The following is an 18,218-nucleotide window of genomic DNA, read 5'->3' as shown; positions in this document are numbered from 1 at the left end:
CTTGTCCACTCCATTCTACCGAACATGGTAGCATACCTCGTGGCTTTCGATCCACTTCGATGTTAAAAGCGCCAGATTTGGCTGACAAAACGTGCGGGCTCTTTTACAATTTTGGATATAACGGCTGTAACGAAAACGGGGCATGCGGGCACTAATATGTGAGAGAAGAAGCTTTTACGAAACCGAGCCGACAAGAAGGTGCGTTAATGTATGATCCGATAACGAAGATCTATCTGCTTTATTACGACGATTTGTATCGCTTCCTGGTTACCCGGTACCCGAATCCCGACCATATCGATGACATTATACAGAATACGTTCCTCGAAGCGCTCCGGCATATGGACAGCTTCAGGGGCGACTCTTCGATCAAAACGTGGCTGTTCGGTATCGCCAAGCATCAGCTGTACCGGAGCCTGCGAAAAAACAAACTTCAGCTTCCGCTGGACGATTCTCCCGAAGCAGAGCTCGCTGCCCATACGGATTTTAGCGACAAGGTGCTGGCTGAGCAAATCGTGGAACGATTAAACCGGCTTGATCCGCCCCATCGGGATATTATGCGGCTGCGGCTGCTCCATGGGCTATCTTTTAAGGAAATTGCGCAATTGACCGACCGGACCGAAACGTACTGCCGTGTTAATTTTTACCGCATGAAGGAAAAGCTGAGAAAGGAGTACGGCGAGGATGAACACATGTAGTATCGTGAAAGATTTAATGCCGCTTCATGTAGAGGGGCTTGCAAGCGAAGAAAGCGCCGCACTTTTGGAGCGGCATATCGCGGAATGTGAGGAGTGCCGCCGCTATTATGAGACGATGAAGCAGGATTACGAGAGCCACGAGCAGAGTCGGCCCGAGCCGGACAAGAAGCGGCAGATTGAGGAACTGATCGCGCAGCTCGGCAAATATCAGCGCAGGATCAAGCTGGTCAGCGTACTGGTGGCGATGCTGATGACCTGCATCATCAGCGGTGCGGAGGTTCACTTTCTGTCGACGATTCCGTTCCTGATCCTCACTCCATTCGTGTGCCGCTTGTACTACTCCCGTTCGCTGCCGATTGTTGCTTCAACAATTCCGTTCGGCTTGCTCGGCGGGCTGTTAAGCGAGAACAATTCGAGCTACATTCCGTTCTTTACCGTTATCGCTCTTGTCAATGCGGCGGCTGGCGTCGGGGCTGCGCTGTTGGTAAAGCATGGGCTCAAGCAGGCGAAACTCGTAGCCAAAGCGGGATTAATGGCACTTGGAGCGGCGATCCTTTACTTCGGCTGCGCCGGTCATTTCTCCTTCTGGGGCAATCCGGTCGGATATACGAAGGCGCTGCTTCAAACGAACGACTACGTCAACCGGACGTATGAACAAGGGACGCTCGACTTCAAGAAAGTGTTCTTCAACTTCAAAGACAGGCGGCATTACGGAAAGTTCGAGTTTGTGATGAACGGCGTGCGGCAGACGGCGAGCATCGGCTTCTACCGGGACGGCAGCGTGAACGACGAGTATAAATTCAAGCTGGACAACCAATTTAGCGAAGAACGCAGCGACGATTTGAAAACTGCGATTGCCGCTGCGGTCGATCCGATGCCTTCGCTCAACGTGCAAGCTTCTCCACAAGCCAAGCTGGAGATTACGCAGGACGAATTGGACGCCAACTTCTATTATTTGGCCCCCGACAAACTGGTCAAAGCGGAGAAGCTGCGGGCCAGCGAGAGCGGGAAGCTGCGCTACGTGATCCTATTCGGCGCGTCCGATGCAAGATACGAGAAGCTGACGAAGGAATCGTTTTTGGCCAAAAGCGCAGCTATTCTGCGTACGCTGCAAGAGCGGAAGCTGACTTATCATAGCGTCGAGATTAAAGCGATGGACCTAAGCGGGAACATTCAAACCGTAGAGCTGACCAAACTGACGACGGAGCAGGATTTGCCCCGCAGCTATCGGGCGTTCGATCCGGAGCGGCGAAAGGATCAGCCTTAGCCGCAGGTTAGAGAACAGAGACACCGGCCCCATATAGCCGGTGTTTCTTGTTGCTTCTCCCTGCCCCCGCCCTATCTTGTAAAGATGCACACCTTGGCATCGACGTTCAAGACTTGCGTTCCGCCCGGCAGGCAAGCCAGCGGATCATCCCAATGCGAATGGCCGCAGAATACGAGCGCTTCCGGCACGCTCTCCAGTACAGCGCGAATCTCGGGGCTTCCTGCGCATCCCCGCTCCGGCACATCCGGGCTCTGGTGAAGCAGCAGCGCATGAGGCTGCTTGCGGAGCAGCTTGCGTAACGCTTGCAGATAGTCCGCTTCCGTCATCCGGTTCGGCTTGTCCGGTCTGCCGATCACGCCTCCGAGACCGCCCCATGCCGCGTCGCCGAATTCGACGACTCCCGGCCGGTCGATCAGACAGATGTTGCTTCGGTCGGAGATCTGCCGCTTCTTGGCATCGTCCATCAGGTCGTGATTGCCGGCCACCCCGACGACCCAGCGAAACGTTTCGCCGAATCTAAACCATACGCCGGACGGATCGCCGCTGCCCCCTCGCCGGAGGTCGCCGTACAGATCGCCGCATAGCAGAGCGCCGATCCGATCGGGATCAAGATCGGGCAGCTCGATGCCGATCAGCAGCGACAAATAGTCAGGGAGTCCTTCACCGAGCATGACGTCGTTCCCGTCCGTCGTCTGCATCATTCCCTGCAAATCGGAGGTCACGATCAGCGCGTCGATCGAAGGCGGCAAACCGCTCATCTGTCCCACGTACACAGGCAGTTGCGCTTCCTCAATACCGCCCGAGCCGGTCGCGGTCCGATAAGCGAACCATTCTACAGGCTCCGCGCCAAGCGATTCGATCCTCATCATGGCCTATCCCGGTCCGTCACCGTAATCCCTAAAGCTTCAAGCGCCGGAAGAGCTTCCTCGACGTTTCGTTCCGGATTCAGGGAACGGATCGCCTCTACGCTGATCGCCGGGGCTGCATACAACGCTTTGACGGGCTCGACCGGAATCGGCATGTCGAAGTAGCCTTCCGCCCAGTCCGCATAGTCCTCCGGCGTTTCGCAGATCGTTCCGAGCAAAAACTCCGAGCCGTCGTCTGCGCCTTTCGGCATCCGCACTTTCCCCGTTCTCCACTGCGAGTCGCCGGTTTCGCGCCATATACAGAAGGTTACGTCTTCTTTCTCCAACGCTTCATCCTCAAGGAAAGCCAGCAAAACTTCCGGCGCCCCGTCGTAGATTCCCGGCCATACCGCATACTCGTCCCGGGCGTGCGGGCTGAGCTCGGATTCGTGGTCGAACCCTTTCAAAATGACGCCCTCCGGCGCAAACAAAACGAACAAGTGGTCTCCGGCGCCGTTGTCGATTTTCGCAAGCGAGACGTTTGGCGCCCAATTCGGAATAAACGTATGATACCGGAGCCACTCTTCCGGGCATAAGATCACGTCCAAGGCTGCAAGCGTCAGCAAGCGCCGCTTCAAATCATCCGGCGTCGGCAAAACAGTCCGTGATGTCATCTCGATCCCCTTTCTTCATATGCAGAAGTTCAGTACATGTGGAACATGTACCATTTTACCAAAAATGTTGCCGCAAACCCATACGCCGAATAATTTGGATTAATCCCGCTTTATAAATTCTTCAGAATTCCTTTAGAAATTTCTGCGCTCGTTCTGAAGATTTATTCGATAGGATGAAGAAAGCAGATGGAGAAGGGAGATATTGACATGAGCACGCTTCAGGAAAAACTGCTGTTTTTATATAAATTTTCGCGCGATCCTCAACAAATCGGCAGCGTGACGCCAAGCTCCGCGTTTTTGGCGAAAAAGATGGTCGAATCGGTGGCTTGGGAGAAAATGAGCGCTGTCGCGGAGCTTGGCGCCGGTACAGGTGCGATTACGGAATATATTCAGAAGGCCAAGAAGGACAATACCCGCGTTCTTTTGTTCGAAAGAGATACGGAGCTGCGCGACCGGTTGCAGGAGAGATTTGTCGACTGCGCCTGTTACGACGATGCCCGATGCTTGCAATCCGTTCTACGAACGGAAGGAATCGATTCGCTCGACTGCGTGATCAGCGGACTTCCATATTTCAATTTCCCGCAAAGCTTGCGCGATCAGCTCCTCAGCGAAATTACGGCCTCCCTCAGACCGGGCGGACGGTTTATCGCTTTTCAATATTCGCAGCAAATGCGCAAGCAGTTCAGCAAACAATTTGCCATTGAAGGGATTTATTTCGTTCCGTTTAATGTCCCTCCGGCGTTCGTGTATGTATGCCGTAAGGAGGAGGGCTGACGATGGATATCGTGTCGCTGCTCTCCTGGATCTCACGGATGGCGACGGGCGAAACGATTCCGTTCCAAGAACTTGGTTATCTTATTTATGGCTATGCCCTGGGCTGGCTCGAATCTCCCTATCGGATGATCGCACTATTAATCGTTTGCGTATTTCTAATCCTACCGCGGAAAGGAAGGGATAAACAACGATGCAAGCCATAGTCCATTCTTCGATTGACGATAGCGCCTTGGTGCAGGAAGGACGGCTGAAGATCAGCCGGGCAAGCTCGCAAATGCCCGTTCTGGGCCGAATTCGGGATCGGTTCGCGCTCGGGCAGCCGCTCAAGGGACTGAAGATCGTCCTTGCTCTTCCTCTGGAAGCGGCGGCGGCCTGTCTCGGGAAGACGCTCCAGGCCGGGGGTGCGGAGCTGGTCATAGCCGGCAGCGGCCCCCGTTCGAACGATGACGAGATAGACGCCGCCTTGGCAGCCGACGGGATCACTGTGATCGCCGAATCCGATTCGGAGCCGGAGTCTACCAAGGCACGGCTTATCTGCACCATGAAGACGGGGCGGCCTCATCTGGTCGTCGACGACAGCGGGGAGTTGATCGGCACGCTCCAGTCGGAGCACCCGGACTTGTTGGCGGACATTCGCGGCGGCGTGGCGCGGACGAGAGCCGGCCTGCTGCGCCTGACGAGGCTGGAAAAGGAACAGCGGCTTCCGTTTCCGATGATCGTTCTGGACGATGCTCTCGGCATGAATACGTTCGACCGCCGGTGCGGAACCGTACCGTCCGTATGGGATGCCATGCTTCAGGCGACGAACTTCGCCGCAGCAGGCAAAACCGTCGTGGTCGCAGGCTACGGCAGGCGCGGCAAAGCGATCGCCATGCAGGCCAGAGCCCTCGGCGCCCATGTCGTCGTCGCGGAAATCGATCCCTTGAAAGCGGTCGAGGCATTTATGGACGGCTGTCAAGTCATGCGCTTGCAGGAAGCGGCCTTGATCGGAGACCTTCTGGTCACCGCCACCGGAGCTTTGGATACGATCAGCGGGAAGCATTGCTTTTTGATGAAAGACGGTGTCTTGCTCTGCCAGACCGGGCTTGCCGGCGGCGGCGAGATCAATACGAACGAGCTTGCGGATATCGCCGTATCGCACTGCACCGTTCGGAACAATCTGGAGCGGTACGAGCTTATCGACGGACGGAACATTTATATCTATGACGCCAAACCGCCCGCAAGCGAGGCGGCCGGGGACGATGACTGTGCCGAGGTGACCGATATGCATTTGGCCCTGATAGCTCTGTCGCTCCAATATATGAACGAGCATTACGACCGGCTGGGCAATGAAGTCATGAAGGCGCCTTACTCGCTGGACGAGGAAATCGCGGTCTTAAAGCTCCAATCGCTCGGAGCGAATATCGACGAGGCTGCGGACCGGTAGCAGGGCTATGGGTTGTTCAACAGATCGAGCAACTCAAGGCCGATCCGGTCGACGGAATCGCTCAAGAGACCGGACCGGTAATTCGAGAGCACGACGATACCGGACGACCGGTCTTGATGAAATCCCATAAAACTGGAATAGCCGTGCGTCGATCCGTTATGCCAAACGAACTTGCCGTGCTCGTCAATGATCCATCCCAGACCGACGCTGATCGTCTTGCTGTGTCGTCCATAGGCCTGTTGGCTGACCAACAGGTCGTGACACAGCTCATCGTTGGGATGGTCGCCCAAATGGGCGGACAGGAACGTCAGTTGATCGTTGAGCGTTGAGCGAAGCGCTCCCGCTCCCGCATAATCGCGCAGCAGCGTCTCGGGCCGCTGCACGTCTTTCCCCGCATAGCCCGGAACCATTCTCGCCTGCTGCTCCAAAGTCAGCGTGATGCCGGTATCCGGTAAATGAAGCGGCACACATAGACGTCTGGCGATGGCCGTCTCGTAGTCCGTTCCAAGCCATCCCGCAAGAATCCTGCCGAGTATCCCCGTTCCCTCGTTTGAATAGCGAAATTTTCGCCCCACTTTGCCCGGAGGTACGTTTTGCAGATAGGAAAGAGCATCCTGCAGCGTAAAGTGGCAGTATGGATCGCGATGCTGCGATTTATCGAAACGGTTGCGCCAAGCTTTGAAGACCGGATAGCCCGGCAGCCCCGACGTATGCGTGGCCAGATGGGCCAGCGTCACCGGATGATTGCCGGGAAGCGATGGCTCGAACTTCCCGAGCAAATCATCCGGGCGGAGCGCCCCTTCGGCGATCAACAGCGCGAGCAGCGAGGTGGTAAAAACTTTCGTGATCGAACCGATTTCGTATATAAGGTGATCGCAGGACACCGCTCCGAACGACCGCAAATCCCCGAACCCGAACAAACCCTCTCCCCTCCGCGCAAGATGCCGACCGACAGCACCGCATGCTTCCTTTTGCTGACATAAGGCTGAACGATACGCTCGACAGCTTGTTCAATATTCATCGTACGATTCACGCTCATTCGAGTTGATCTCCTCTCTTGGTGCCGATTTCGTTATCAATAATTAATTTCAATTAATATTTTAGCAAACTTAACAATAAGTCAAAAAAATTAGTTTCCTTTCGCCTGCTCCTCTTCAACAATCGCTTTCAGCTTCAAAACAATGTTTCTCAAAGTCAAAATATCGTCCATCCCCAGCTTCGAATAATAACGCTCAATAATGGAACGCTCGATCTGCTCGTTTCGGGCCATATACTCGGTGCCCCGCCGATCCAGCTCAACAATGATCTCCCTGCGGTTGCTCGTATTGATCGACCGCTTGATGTACCCCGCTTTTTCCAGCTTGCCGAGAAACTGGCTGACGGCGCTCGGCGTAATTCCCATTTTATCGGCGATCTCGCCCGTATTGAGCCGGCCGTGCTCATGAACCATACCAAGCACAATGAGCTGCTTATCCGTAATCGTCTCATCGACCAGCGCAGCATATTCCAGCGTTAGCATCACATTGGTGTCGTATTCGGCTTTGTTGATCTCTTTCACGTAACGGATCAGCTCTTCATTCATCTTAATCACCTTAACTATTAAGTTTACTTCAACGTTAGTTTACTCGGTTTCCTGGCCGAATGTCAAATTTCGCAAGAAGTCGTCTTTGAGGTTTCGCCGCATGAGGTCGTAGAATATAGTGGTTTATGCAACAACTGCGCGGGTTGCGCACGATCCGAGGAGGAATGCACGTTGAGCGAAAAATCTCCTTTTACGAAGGACGATATTACCTACGCCCTTTTCGACATCGACCCTGCCGCTTATTATCAGGAAAGATACGCATATGGCAATGTAGTGGGTGTCGTAGCGAACGAGAGTCGGGTAACGCGGAATACGCTTGTCTACCAAAAAGCCCACTACCTGCATGAAGCGCTGCGCCGCTGCTTGACCGATACCGGCAACCACTCGGTCAAGGTGCTCGAAGTTGGATGCGGCTCTGGAACCTTTGGCGCGAGACTGAAGCATTTTTTCCCGGAAATTGAATTGTTCGGCGTCGATATGAGCTCAAGCTGCATTGAAATCGCCAAGCAGAACGGCTTCGACCATGCTGTGACGTACGATGTCGTGCAAGGGCTGCCGTATGCCGATAACGAGTTCGATTTCATCTATACGATGGACTTCTTGGGTCATGTGGAGTTCCGGAGCAAGGATCAAATGATTGCGGAACTAAGCCGCATTACGAAGCCCGGCGGATACGGCTTCCACGGGATTGAGTCGGGGTTTATCGACTATCTGAACTGCAACCCCAAAAACCATGACGATATCGTGCGCAAATACGTGTACATGGAAGGACATATCGGCGTCGAAACGTTGGAAGATATCCTCGACCGGTTTTCCAAGCACTTCGACATCGTTCAGGCATTCCCTTTTCCGATCCGCCCTCTTCTCAACATCGGCAATATTCTCAATAGCCGGTTCTGGGGGGAGGAATTCTGCTCGGCGTTCGCCGACATCGACAATCCGACGAGCCGCATCGCAGCAGACCTTGTCATGGGTTGGTTCAACCAATACTTAACCGACCAATTGCTGCAAATCTACGGCAACGAGCTCACGCAATCCCGCGTTGCGGATACGGGCAATCCCGCTTTAAACCGGTTTATCGATACGCTGCTGCAAGGCTGCGGCTTCTCGATGACCACCTTGCGGAAGCCTCAATCCTAGCGTCGAATGCCTGGTCTGCGCCATTTAATCCATGTAGCGAAGCCGCTCCAGCCCTTCCTGACACATCGCCCGGATCTGCTCGATGTCGATGGCCGGCCGTCCCGCTTCTCGCCGTGCAGGGCAGACAAGAATCATCCGCAGAACTCCCTATCCCCTCTTTTCATGATATGGCAAGCAGCGATGAAAGGTAACGGAACAGCATCGTCGCCGCAATGCCCGTCACAACCGTGCCCAACAAGCTCCGCGTAAAATAAGCTACGGCAAAGGCAGGAACGGCAGCCAGCAGAGCGACGGGCTGCGGCGAGAAAGCGCCTTTCGAAACGAGCAGCTCTTGCGCCAGCAAAGCGGACATGACGGCAATCGGGATATGTCCGAGCCAGCGAAGCCCCCAATCCGGCAAACGGATGCGGCTTAGTACGATAAGCGGCAAAATTCTCGGGAGCAGCGTCACGAGCGATGCTCCCAGAAGCATCCATAGAAAGCTCGGCCTTATTTCCATTTTTCAATCCACACTCCTATACTTGCGGCGAACAAGATCGCGATCAGCACGCCTGCGCTTTCGGATATAAAAACACTTCCGGCAATGGCCGTCACCACGGCGCTAAATGCAACGAGGAGATCTACGCCAGGCTTCGACCGCTCCATCAGTTGAAGCATGAACAGCCCGATGAACATGGCCGGCAAAGCGTAGTCCAGTCCGAATTTTTCCGGTTCGGGGATCCATTGACCGAAAATGCCCCCGGCCACGTTGGCGACAAGCCAGTTGAGGTAAGCAGTTACATTTAAGCCGAACATCCACTTCTCGCTGCCCTTGGACTTGCCCGTTAATCGGGAAGCGGCAACGCCGAACGTCTCGTCGGTTAACAAGGAGCCGATCCCCGCATTCCTCCATGCCGGCAGATGCCGAAAATAAGGCGCCAGCGCAGCGCTCATGAGGAGATGGCGCAGATTGACGAAAAAGACGGTAAAAATAATAGCCGTGGCAGGGCTTCCAGCCGCCATCATGCCGGCCGCGATAAACTGCGCCGAACCGGCATACAGCAGCAAGGACATCAGCGCAATTTCGGCAAGGGACATCCCTGCCGTTTTCTCCACGACGCCGGCCGCGAAGCCGATGCTCAAGTAGCCAAGCACCGTAGGCAGGCAGTCCTTCACGCCTTGAAGAAAGCTTTCCTCGTTTCCGGTACTCCCCGGGTAAGCCGCATGAATAGGTTTCTCGCTCATGGTCCCTCCCGCCCGTCGATCCGTTTTCCGGTCACGACATGAGTCAGGGCCGGGTTATTCCGCCACAGCGCATCCAGCTTCTCCGGGCCGAATTGGGCCGTGATTTCTTCGATCATGATGTCGTGTCGGACATATTCTGTCGCTACCAGCACGAGAGCCGGGTCGTGCGTCTTGACTGCCCAAGTGGTCGATTCGCCCGAAAAGTTGGCGATCAGCACCTCTTCGCCGTCCCGGGCGGCAATCGTCAAATAGCCCCCGGTCCGCTCTTTCACCACTTCCGGCGTCATGTAGTCATGGTGAAACGTCGTCCCGATCTGCGTCTCCGGCGCTCCGAACAGAACGGAAAAAACAGGAACGCCCCTCCGGAGATGACGCTCCACCGATGCCTTGACCTCGGGAACCTGCGGCTCCCAGACGGAAAGCCACAGCTCCTTCTCCGCTCTGCCGATCAGATCCGCGATTTCGTTCATGACCGATTCGTCGCTGCGGATATGCCAGATGACGTCCATTTCCCGCTCCTGCTGAAGCATCATCAACGATTTCTCCAAATACGCAAAGGACTGGTCGAATTGCTTCCGCAACCGGCCGATCCATTCGTCTGCCGGCACCGGAGCATATTTTACCGGCTCGGATGGGACAAGATGAACCGCGCCTTTGTCCATCAGTTTCCCGAGTACCTCGTAAATCATCGATCGGGGCACGCCCGAACGCTTGCTGATTTCGTAGCCGGTGACGGGATGCGATTTCAGCAGGCCGACGTACGCCTTGCACTCGTATGGCGAAAAGCCGAGCTTTTGCAGTTCCTTGAACACGTCTTCCATAGATCACCCTCCGATTCATAGTAGTTAGTATACTACCTACTTTAAACGAAACGGCTCCGAGTTGTCAAAAAATATATCCCTGCTGCTGAAAATGGGTTATAATTGTTAAATAATCTCATTTTAATTAGGTTGTTGGTAAAGGAGGATGACAGTGGAAGATTCAAAAGTCAAACGCTCCGCCCTGATGAGCGCATATCTGCGGGGTTACCATGCCGTTCACGAAACGCCAAAAATTTTCAATGATTTTCTGGCCCATCATTTGCTGAAGGAAGAGGAACGCGCCGCATTCGAACAGACTATGGTGACGACGCTTCAGCTCGTCGATCCTGAACGCGCTGCCGCTTGCGAAGACCGGACGGCGGCAGTGGCATGCATGCTGCAAAGCTATTTTCCGACCTCGCTCTTTCTCAGCCGGGCACGGTATGCGGAGGATCGTCTTGAGAGCGCTATCAGGCAAGGGACTAAGCAGTATTTGATTCTCGGAGCCGGAATGGATACGTTTGCGTTCAGGCATCCGGAGACGTTAAAGGATATCCAAGTGTTCGAAATCGACCATCCTGCTACGCAAGCGTTTAAACGCCGCAGGCTTACGGAATTGGGATGGGAGCTCCCGTCCAACCTCCACTTTGTGCCGGTGGATTTTACGAAGGAGAATTTGGAGACGGCACTAGCCAGATCGTCATTCGATACGCAGTCATTAAGTTTCTTTAGTTGGCTGGGTGTCATCCATTACTTGCCCCGGGAAGCGGTATTCTCCACACTGCATTCGATCGCCAGCCTCTGCCCGGCGGGCAGCTCGGTCATATTCGATTACTGGGATACGAACGCCTTCGACGCCGAACGGACGGCCAAGCGCGTAAAGCTGATGCAGGAGATGCTGCGAAGTGCAGGCGAGCCTATGCTAACGGGTCTTGATCCGTCCGCTCTCCCGGACGAACTGCTGGACATCCGCTTGCGTCTTCAAGAGCATTGGAGCCCAGTCCACATCCAAGGACACTACTTTCAAGGACGCACAGACGGCTATTACGCATACGAACACTCGCATTTTGCAAACGCGGTTGTCGTATAAGCGATCCATCGCATAGATCTGCGGCAACTTAACATTGTCGCTTGGGATTCGCGTCGTAAGAATCCGGCGTGTTGGCTTCTTCCGGCGCCGAATTCCCGAATCTGAGGTTCAAGCCCGGTATCAACGAATTTACTTCGTAAAATATGAGGTGTTCACGTCCACCTGCTGAACGCCTAGAGCAATCTTATTCCTCATCTGATGAAAAAGCGGTGTCCGGCGCATCACCGGCGCGAGCATGCGCCGCAGTCTGAGCAGCCCCGGGGACTTCATGGCGATCAAGCGAGCCTGCATCGCTTGCATGCTCTGAATTTCAGCTACCGCCGGCTTGCGGTAAAGCTCGTACCTTTTCAGAAGCTCGGCAGGCACAATGCCGTGGCCTCCGGATTCCAACGCCTTCATCACCGTATCGTGCGCGACGACCGCGTCCTGAATGGCCAGGCTGTTGCCCTGCCCGGAAAACGGTGAAGCGATATGCGCCGCATCGCCGAGCAGAAGCAAGCCGTCCTTCACCCATGTATCGGTCATGCCAACCTGTATGTCCAACACCGAACATTGCTTAAAGCTCCTGAGATGGCAAGGAAGCACGTTCTGCAGATCCGGCTCGACGGCAATTAAGGTACGGACGAAACCTTCGATTCCTTTTTTCACGAGCTCCGGATATGTCTTTTTCGGAATCACCCAGCCGACCTGTACTTGATCCTCGCCTTTTGGAATATAGATCAGCATGCCTTCATCTTCAATCTGGATTTGCAGCGGGTAATCTTTGCCCGGGACTTTGGGCATATCGAACCATACGAAGTCGAACTCGAACTCCCCCATCGTCTGGTCTAGGCCCGCCAGCTTGCGAATCGTGGAGTGGCGTCCGTCAGCTCCGGCAAGAAGCCGGCAGCGCATTTCCAATTCCTCGCCCTCGTGGTTTTTGGCGATCAAGCCGTGCACCGCGCCATCTTCTTCGATCAGGTCCGTCACCGCCGTCCCTCCGAAGTACGTAAAGTTAGAGTAACGAGCAGCCTGCCCGATGAAAAACTCAAGCAGCGGAGGCTGCGGAATGTTCAGGCCGTAATTGTAAGGCGGCTCCAGCTCGTCGAAGCGAACCTCGAACAACGTCTTGCCATGGTCAACAAACGTAAATTTGGGCACATGCTGATGCGGAATATGTAAGATGTCTTCCAGCGCACCGATCTGATCGAACAGCTTAACGACGGACGGTTGAAAAAAATAGCCCCGGAATTCGCGGTCCAAACGGTTATGCCGTTCCAGCAGCGCCGTTCTCACACCGCTCCGCGCAAGCAAATAACTGAGCATGCACCCTCCGGGTCCGGCTCCGACGACCGCGACGTCTACGTCGATTATTTTCATAGCAAACCAACCTCCATTTTCGTTTATTAAGTAATTAGTTAATGAAATGGCTAAAAAAAATTTAGGCGACGATGTTCAAAAACTGCTTGACCGAGATCCGGATATACTCCGTACTCTGCGTGTCATCATCAGCGAACCGGGCGGTCATTAAGAAATAAAAAACCATCGACGTCTGCACATTGCGGATCGCGACCAGCAGCTCCTGCCGGTCCAAATGAACCTGCGGCGCAACAAACGCGTACAGCAGCTCGACGCCTTCCCGTATAATGTCCTCCACTTGGGCGCGAATCTCGGGATTGCGCTGGGCCTCGCCGAAGCACATCACGACCAAGTCCAGCTGCTCGCGCAAATTGCGGAACAAGGCTTGAAAATACGCCGTCAAATTGTGCTCTAGCGAAGCTTGCTTGTCCATGGCCGCCAGCGCTTGCCGGATGGAATGCAGGAGGGTGTATTTGTCCAATATGGCCCACAGCAAATCTTCCTTGGACTGAAAATAGTGATAGATCAGGCCGTCCGTAACTCCCGCTTCCTTGGCAATATCTTTGGTCGTGCTTTCGCTGAAGCCTTTGCGGGAAAACGTCCGGAGAGCGGCATCGATCAGCTTGCTTTTCGTTTCCAACGCCTGCTGCTGGCGGCTTGTTCTAGTTTTCATCGGAACTCATCCTTTTGCGCAATGGAATCCACATTCGTTAAGTGATCACTTAGCAAAATGATATACACCCCCGTCTGCTTTGTCAACCACCGTATGAGCCGCTTACGAAAAGCCTCCCTCCAATGCAAAAAAAAGCCGGAATTCCTGTCTAAAACAGAATTCCGACTGTTTCGCGCCTGAGCGAGATGCTACTTCACTTCAAAACGCTTCAAGATGTCGTCCAGCAATAAATTGGCCGCTTTAATGCCGCCCGCCGTGTTCCAGATCGTCTCATTCACCTTGAACACCTTATTATTTTTGGCGACGTTTAAGTTTTTAAATACCGGACTGTCGAACCATTCTTTCGCTTTGTTCGAAACATCGTTTTTCCCTTTGGATTCGGACACCCAATAGAACAAAACATCGCCATCCATGAGATCCATTTTTTCCTGCGAGATCATTTGGGCAAACTCCGGCTTGTCCTGTGATGCCGGACGGGCGAACCCGAGCTGCTCCAGCAGCACGCCGCTGAACGTATCCTTCATGTAGATTTGCGTGCCTTTGAACGAAAATTTGACGATGGACACTTTGCTCGCCAATTTCGGTCCAAGCTTGGTTTTGGCGTCAGCTACGCGCTGATCGAACTCCTTCATTACTTTTTCGCCTTCGGCTTTCTTGTTCAACACATCGGCGTAAAAATTAAAGTTTATTTTCCATCTGCCGGTCAAATCTTCCGAGAAAACGGTCGGCGCAATCTTCGACAGCTGCTCGTAAATCTTCTCGTGCCGCGTTTTATTGCCAAGAATAAGATCGGGGTTGAGCTGGGCAATCGCTTCGAGATTCGGCTGATCCTCATAGCCGAGCACCGCAACGCCGTCCATCTCCGATTTGATATGATCGTGCCACGGCTCGCCTTCCCACGATTGAATGGCTCCGACCGGCTTGATGCCGAGCGCGAGCACGGCTTCCGTCCCCTCGTTCGTCAAGACGACGACGCGCTTCGGCGTTCCCTTGATTTCCGTCTCGCCCATGATGTGCTTGATCTTCCGTACCTCGTCCGCATTGGCCGCAGGTGCGGATGCAGAAGCCGCTCCTTTGCTGTCGGTACCGTTAGCTGCGTTCCCGCCCGTTTCCGGCGCTTTCGTTCCGCAGCCCGCAAGGACGATCATCATGCAAAGCAGAAAAAAAGCAGACATTCTAAATTGAAACTGTTTTAACAACTAGCTCTCCCCCAATGTGTTTAATAAACGGCTGCCACAAAAAATGATAATGATTATCATTGTCATGAATGAAATTACCTGATATTAGCTGTTTTGTCAATACATTTTCGGCTGTACCGGCCCTCCCCGCCCGCACATGCTGGACAAACGCTCACACCTTGCCGGTGGAACCGAATATATTGGATTTAGTGGAACGACACCGAGAGGAAGTGGGAGCATGCCGAGCGATACGGCAAAAGAATTGTATCTCGAGTTGCTGAAGAAAACGATTTTGTATGAAATATGGCTGGAACACGAACCCGGCGCTACCGTCGAAAACCGCAGGCAAGGCTTGGACTGGCCGATGCTCGCGCACAGCATGATCGGCAGGCTGCGCATGGACAGCTTGCATCAGCATATGGATTCCGTGCTCGCGGACAACATCGAAGGCGATTTTATCGAGACGGGAGTATGGCGTGGCGGGGCATGCATCTTTATGAGAGGCTTCCTGAAAGCGAATGGCGTGAAGGACCGGCGCGTCTGGGTGGCCGATTCGTTCGAAGGCTTGCCCGCCCCGGACGAAGCCCGCTATCCCGTCGATAAAGGGGCGATATTTCACGAACAGGAGTTTCTGAAAGTCTCGTTATCCGACGTGATCAAAAATTTTCAGCGGTACGATCTGCTGGATGATCAGGTACGCTTCCTGAAAGGCTGGTTCGAAGACACGCTGCCGACGGCGCCGATTGAGAAAATCGCCATTGCCCGGCTCGATGGCGACATGTATTCCTCGACGATGGACAGTTTGACGAACCTGTACCCCAAAGTATCTGTCGGAGGCTATGTCATTATCGACGACTATTCGATCGGCTATTGCTCGGCCGCGGTACACGATTACCGGAAAGCGCACAACATCGAGGACCCGCTCATTCCGATCGATACGACCGGCGTCTATTGGCGCAAGACGAAGCCGTAAAGGTTCGAGCTGTGCGGGGATGCAGAAGAAAAAAATCTCTCCATTGACAAATAGATGCAACCGATTTTACAATAACCTTGTAGAAGATCAACATAAGGGCCATGCATTTTTCAGACCGCTGTCGGTTCGAAAAACAACCCCGGTATCTCTTAGGAGACGCCGGGGTTGTTCGCTTTTTAGGGGGTGATCTATCGGAAACCATACTCAAACACCAAAAATGTAAGCGTTTCATTTTTGCACAAAACTTTGGAACCAGGAGGACATTATATTGAAAACTTTGCCGAAACTTCTTGCAGCCGTTCTCGCGATATCGCTGACCGCAACCCTGTCCCCGCTTTCGCCGTCGGCTTCGGCCTCACCGGATACGTCCGTGTCCAACAAGCAAAACTTTTCGACGGACGTTATTTACCAGATCGTCACCGACCGGTTTTCCGACGGCAATCCGGGCAACAATCCGACGGGGAACGCGTTCGACAGCACCTGCAGCAGCAATCTGAAGCTGTATTGCGGCGGCGACTGGCAGGGCATCGTCAATAAAATCAATGACGGCTACTTGACCGGTATGGGCATTACCGCGATCTGGATTTCCCAGCCTGTCGAAAATATTTATTCCGTCATCAGCTACTCCGGCGCAAACAGCACCGCCTACCACGGCTACTGGGCGCGCGATTTCAAAAAGACCAATCCCGCCTTCGGCAGCATGACCGATTTTCAGAACCTGATCAATGCCGCTCACGCCAAAAACATCAAGGTCATTATCGATTTTGCGCCGAACCATACGTCCCCGGCCATGGAGACGAATACCGCCTTCGCGGAAAACGGCAAATTGTACAATAACGGCGCCTTGGTCGGAAGCTATACCGGAGATACGAACCGTTATTTCCACCATAACGGCGGAACGGATTTTTCGACGCTGGAAAACGGGATCTACAAAAACCTGTTCGATCTTGCGGATCTGGACCATAATAACAGCTTCATCGATACGTATTTTAAAGAAACAATCCGGGCATGGCTGGATCTCGGTATTGACGGCATCCGGGTAGATGCGGTCAAGCATATGCCTTTCGGCTGGCAAAAAAATTGGATGGCTTCCATCTACAACACGAAGCCCGTCTTCACGTTCGGCGAATGGTTTCTGGGTACGAATGAGGTGGATCCCGCCAATCATCAGTTCGCCAACGAAAGCGGCATGAGCCTGCTCGACTTCCGGTTCGGGCAAAAAGTTCGGCAAGTGTTCCGCGACAATACGGATTCCATGCTTGGCCTGGACAGCATGATTGCCGGGACGGCCGCAGATTATGCCCAAGTGAACGATCAGGTGACCTTCATCGATAACCATGACATGGATCGTTTCCAGGTGTCGGGCGCAAGCAACCGGAAGCTGGAGCAGGCGCTTGCCTTTACGCTGACTTCCCGTGGTGTGCCGGCCATTTATTACGGAACCGAGCAGTATATGACCGGGAACGGCGATCCGAACAACCGGGCGAAGATGGCTTCCTTCTCGACGGCGACTACCGCCTATAACGTCATCAAGAAGCTGGCCCCGCTCCGCAAATCGAATCCGGCGATCGCTTACGGAACAACACAGCAGCGGTGGATCAACAACGACGTCTACATCTACGAGCGCAAATTCGGCGGCAGCACGGCGGTCGTCGCCATCAACCGCAGCCTGACCTCCCCCGCCTCGATCAGCGGGCTCGTTACTTCGCTGCCGGCAGGCACTTACACCGATGCGCTAGGAGGACTGCTTAACGGTGGCGGCCTGACGGTAGGCAGCGGCGGCGCCGCATCCGCGTTTACGCTAGCCGCCGGCGGCGTATCGGTATGGCAGTACACGGCTGCGCAAACGGCTCCGGCGATCGGACATGTCGGCCCGATGATGGCGAAAGCCGGCAATACCGTCACCATTGACGGCAGAGGCTTCGGCTCGACGAAGGGCACGGTCTATTTCGGCACGACAGCCGTTACCGGCGCCAATATCGTCTCTTGGGAGGATACCGAGATCAAAGTCGTCGTACCGGCGGCCGCAGCGGGTAAATACGGCATCAAAGTCAGAACGGCCGGCGCGGCGGACAGCAACGTGTACGGCAGCTTCAACCTCCTGACCAAGGAGCAGGTCAGCGTTCGCTTCGTGGTGAACAACGCCTCGACGACGCTGGGGGAAAACGTTTATCTGACGGGAAGCGTGAGCGAGCTCGGGCAATGGGAACCGGCCAAAGCGATCGGTCCGCTGTTTAACAAGGTGATGTACGCTTATCCGACCTGGTATTACGATGTCAGCGTTCCGGCAGGAACGGCCATCGAATTTAAATTTCTCAAGAAAAACGGCAGCACCGTCACCTGGGAAGGCGGCTCCAACCATACGTTCACAACGCCTTCCAGCGGCACGGCAACCGTAACGGTGAACTGGCAGCCGTAAGGCCGCCGTATTGCAGCCGGCAAAAAAACTCGGCGCATAGGTCGAATCACTCTTGAGTTTCCGCCGAAGAGATGCTATATTATTGCTAAAATTAAAGGCAATGCTACCAAGCAAAAAGGT

Annotated in this window: 19 protein-coding genes; 9 read left to right on the top strand and 10 right to left on the bottom strand. The window is 54.2% G+C overall.

The window, feature by feature from the left end:
• Positions 1 to 206 precede the first annotated feature (206 nt).
• Together KQX66_RS14905 and KQX66_RS14900 are read left to right on the top strand one after the other, a co-directional pair.
• Positions 207 to 695: an RNA polymerase sigma factor gene (locus KQX66_RS14905; RefSeq protein ID WP_216793634.1), complete on the top strand. Its 489-nt coding sequence runs from the start codon at positions 207 to 209 to the stop codon at positions 693 to 695.
• The gene (locus KQX66_RS14900) at positions 682 to 1,962 is read left to right on the top strand and encodes a zf-HC2 domain-containing protein (protein WP_216793633.1); all 1,281 of its coding nucleotides are present in this window, start codon (positions 682 to 684) and stop codon (positions 1,960 to 1,962) included. Before KQX66_RS14905 ends, KQX66_RS14900 begins: the two co-directional genes overlap by 14 nt.
• Before the next feature lie 71 nt (positions 1,963 to 2,033).
• Here the strand turns inward: KQX66_RS14900 and KQX66_RS14895 are convergent, their stop codons facing one another.
• Positions 2,034 to 2,831: a metallophosphoesterase family protein gene (locus KQX66_RS14895; RefSeq protein ID WP_216793632.1), complete on the bottom strand. Its 798-nt coding sequence runs from the start codon at positions 2,829 to 2,831 to the stop codon at positions 2,034 to 2,036.
• Entirely contained in the window at positions 2,828 to 3,481 is a 654-nt protein-coding gene (locus tag KQX66_RS14890; protein ID WP_216793631.1) for a hypothetical protein, read from the bottom strand. The genes KQX66_RS14895 and KQX66_RS14890 overlap by 4 nt, the downstream gene beginning before the upstream one ends.
• A 207-nt stretch (positions 3,482 to 3,688) precedes the next feature.
• Here KQX66_RS14890 and KQX66_RS14885 point away from each other — a divergent pair, with 207 nt between their 5' ends.
• The 3 genes from KQX66_RS14885 to KQX66_RS14875 are packed head-to-tail and all read left to right on the top strand — an operon-like array spanning position 3,689 to position 5,681.
• Positions 3,689 to 4,255, top strand: a complete 567-nt coding sequence (locus KQX66_RS14885) for a class I SAM-dependent methyltransferase (RefSeq protein ID WP_216793630.1) — start codon at positions 3,689 to 3,691, stop codon at positions 4,253 to 4,255.
• Between the two features lie 2 nt (positions 4,256 to 4,257).
• On the top strand, positions 4,258 to 4,458 hold the full coding sequence (locus KQX66_RS14880; RefSeq protein ID WP_216793629.1) for a hypothetical protein: 201 nt from the start codon (positions 4,258 to 4,260) through the stop codon (positions 4,456 to 4,458).
• Positions 4,446 to 5,681, top strand: a complete 1,236-nt coding sequence (locus tag KQX66_RS14875; protein WP_216793628.1) for an adenosylhomocysteinase — start codon at positions 4,446 to 4,448, stop codon at positions 5,679 to 5,681. The genes KQX66_RS14880 and KQX66_RS14875 overlap by 13 nt, the downstream gene beginning before the upstream one ends.
• 5 nt (positions 5,682 to 5,686) lie before the next feature.
• Here the strand turns inward: KQX66_RS14875 and KQX66_RS14870 are convergent, their stop codons facing one another.
• Together KQX66_RS14870 and KQX66_RS14865 are read right to left on the bottom strand one after the other, a co-directional pair.
• On the bottom strand, positions 5,687 to 6,601 hold the full coding sequence (locus tag KQX66_RS14870; RefSeq protein ID WP_216793627.1) for a serine hydrolase domain-containing protein: 915 nt from the start codon (positions 6,599 to 6,601) through the stop codon (positions 5,687 to 5,689).
• Between the two features lie 209 nt (positions 6,602 to 6,810).
• Positions 6,811 to 7,263: a MarR family winged helix-turn-helix transcriptional regulator gene (locus tag KQX66_RS14865; protein ID WP_216793626.1), complete on the bottom strand. Its 453-nt coding sequence runs from the start codon at positions 7,261 to 7,263 to the stop codon at positions 6,811 to 6,813.
• A gap of 171 nt (positions 7,264 to 7,434) precedes the next feature.
• Here KQX66_RS14865 and KQX66_RS14860 point away from each other — a divergent pair, with 171 nt between their 5' ends.
• The gene (locus KQX66_RS14860) at positions 7,435 to 8,403 is read left to right on the top strand and encodes a class I SAM-dependent methyltransferase (RefSeq protein ID WP_216793625.1); all 969 of its coding nucleotides are present in this window, start codon (positions 7,435 to 7,437) and stop codon (positions 8,401 to 8,403) included.
• A gap of 160 nt (positions 8,404 to 8,563) precedes the next feature.
• Here the strand turns inward: KQX66_RS14860 and KQX66_RS14855 are convergent, their stop codons facing one another.
• Genes KQX66_RS14855 through KQX66_RS14845 form a run of 3 tightly spaced genes read right to left on the bottom strand, consistent with a single transcriptional unit; the run spans position 8,564 to position 10,448 of the window.
• On the bottom strand, positions 8,564 to 8,902 hold the full coding sequence (locus KQX66_RS14855; RefSeq protein WP_216793624.1) for an AzlD domain-containing protein: 339 nt from the start codon (positions 8,900 to 8,902) through the stop codon (positions 8,564 to 8,566).
• Positions 8,893 to 9,627 carry an AzlC family ABC transporter permease gene (locus KQX66_RS14850; protein ID WP_216793623.1) on the bottom strand — a complete coding sequence of 245 codons (735 nt, stop codon included), beginning with the start codon at positions 9,625 to 9,627 and terminating at the stop codon, positions 8,893 to 8,895. The genes KQX66_RS14855 and KQX66_RS14850 overlap by 10 nt, the downstream gene beginning before the upstream one ends.
• Entirely contained in the window at positions 9,624 to 10,448 is an 825-nt protein-coding gene (locus KQX66_RS14845; protein WP_216793622.1) for a TrmB family transcriptional regulator, read from the bottom strand. The genes KQX66_RS14850 and KQX66_RS14845 overlap by 4 nt, the downstream gene beginning before the upstream one ends.
• 151 nt (positions 10,449 to 10,599) lie before the next feature.
• On the opposite strand from KQX66_RS14845, the gene KQX66_RS14840 reads away from it, so the two are divergent.
• Positions 10,600 to 11,517 carry a class I SAM-dependent methyltransferase gene (locus KQX66_RS14840; protein ID WP_216793621.1) on the top strand — a complete coding sequence of 306 codons (918 nt, stop codon included), beginning with the start codon at positions 10,600 to 10,602 and terminating at the stop codon, positions 11,515 to 11,517.
• Between the two features lie 129 nt (positions 11,518 to 11,646).
• Here the strand turns inward: KQX66_RS14840 and KQX66_RS14835 are convergent, their stop codons facing one another.
• The 3 genes from KQX66_RS14835 to KQX66_RS14825 all read right to left on the bottom strand — a co-directional run bounded on the left by KQX66_RS14835 (position 11,647) and on the right by KQX66_RS14825 (position 14,703).
• A complete protein-coding gene (locus KQX66_RS14835) occupies positions 11,647 to 12,876 on the bottom strand; it encodes an FAD-dependent oxidoreductase (protein WP_216793620.1) in 1,230 nt (409 codons plus the stop codon).
• Between the two features lie 61 nt (positions 12,877 to 12,937).
• Positions 12,938 to 13,528: a TetR/AcrR family transcriptional regulator gene (locus KQX66_RS14830; RefSeq protein ID WP_216793619.1), complete on the bottom strand. Its 591-nt coding sequence runs from the start codon at positions 13,526 to 13,528 to the stop codon at positions 12,938 to 12,940.
• A gap of 188 nt (positions 13,529 to 13,716) precedes the next feature.
• Positions 13,717 to 14,703 (bottom strand): ABC transporter substrate-binding protein, encoded by a 987-nt coding sequence (locus KQX66_RS14825; protein WP_216793758.1) that lies wholly within the window; start codon positions 14,701 to 14,703, stop codon positions 13,717 to 13,719.
• Between the two features lie 241 nt (positions 14,704 to 14,944).
• Between KQX66_RS14825 and KQX66_RS14820 the strand changes: the two genes are divergently transcribed.
• Both KQX66_RS14820 and KQX66_RS14815 read left to right on the top strand, forming a co-directional pair.
• The gene (locus KQX66_RS14820) at positions 14,945 to 15,679 is read left to right on the top strand and encodes a TylF/MycF family methyltransferase (RefSeq protein WP_216793618.1); all 735 of its coding nucleotides are present in this window, start codon (positions 14,945 to 14,947) and stop codon (positions 15,677 to 15,679) included.
• A gap of 268 nt (positions 15,680 to 15,947) precedes the next feature.
• Positions 15,948 to 18,098, top strand: coding sequence for an alpha-amylase family glycosyl hydrolase (locus KQX66_RS14815; RefSeq protein ID WP_216793617.1), 2,151 nt, complete (start codon positions 15,948 to 15,950; stop codon positions 18,096 to 18,098).
• Positions 18,099 to 18,218: the final 120 nt, after the last annotated feature.

The organism is Paenibacillus oleatilyticus (assembly GCF_018998565.1).
Classification (GTDB): Bacteria; Bacillota; Bacilli; order Paenibacillales; family NBRC-103111; genus Paenibacillus_G; species Paenibacillus_G oleatilyticus.
This window is presented reverse-complemented; position numbering and strand designations above follow the sequence as displayed.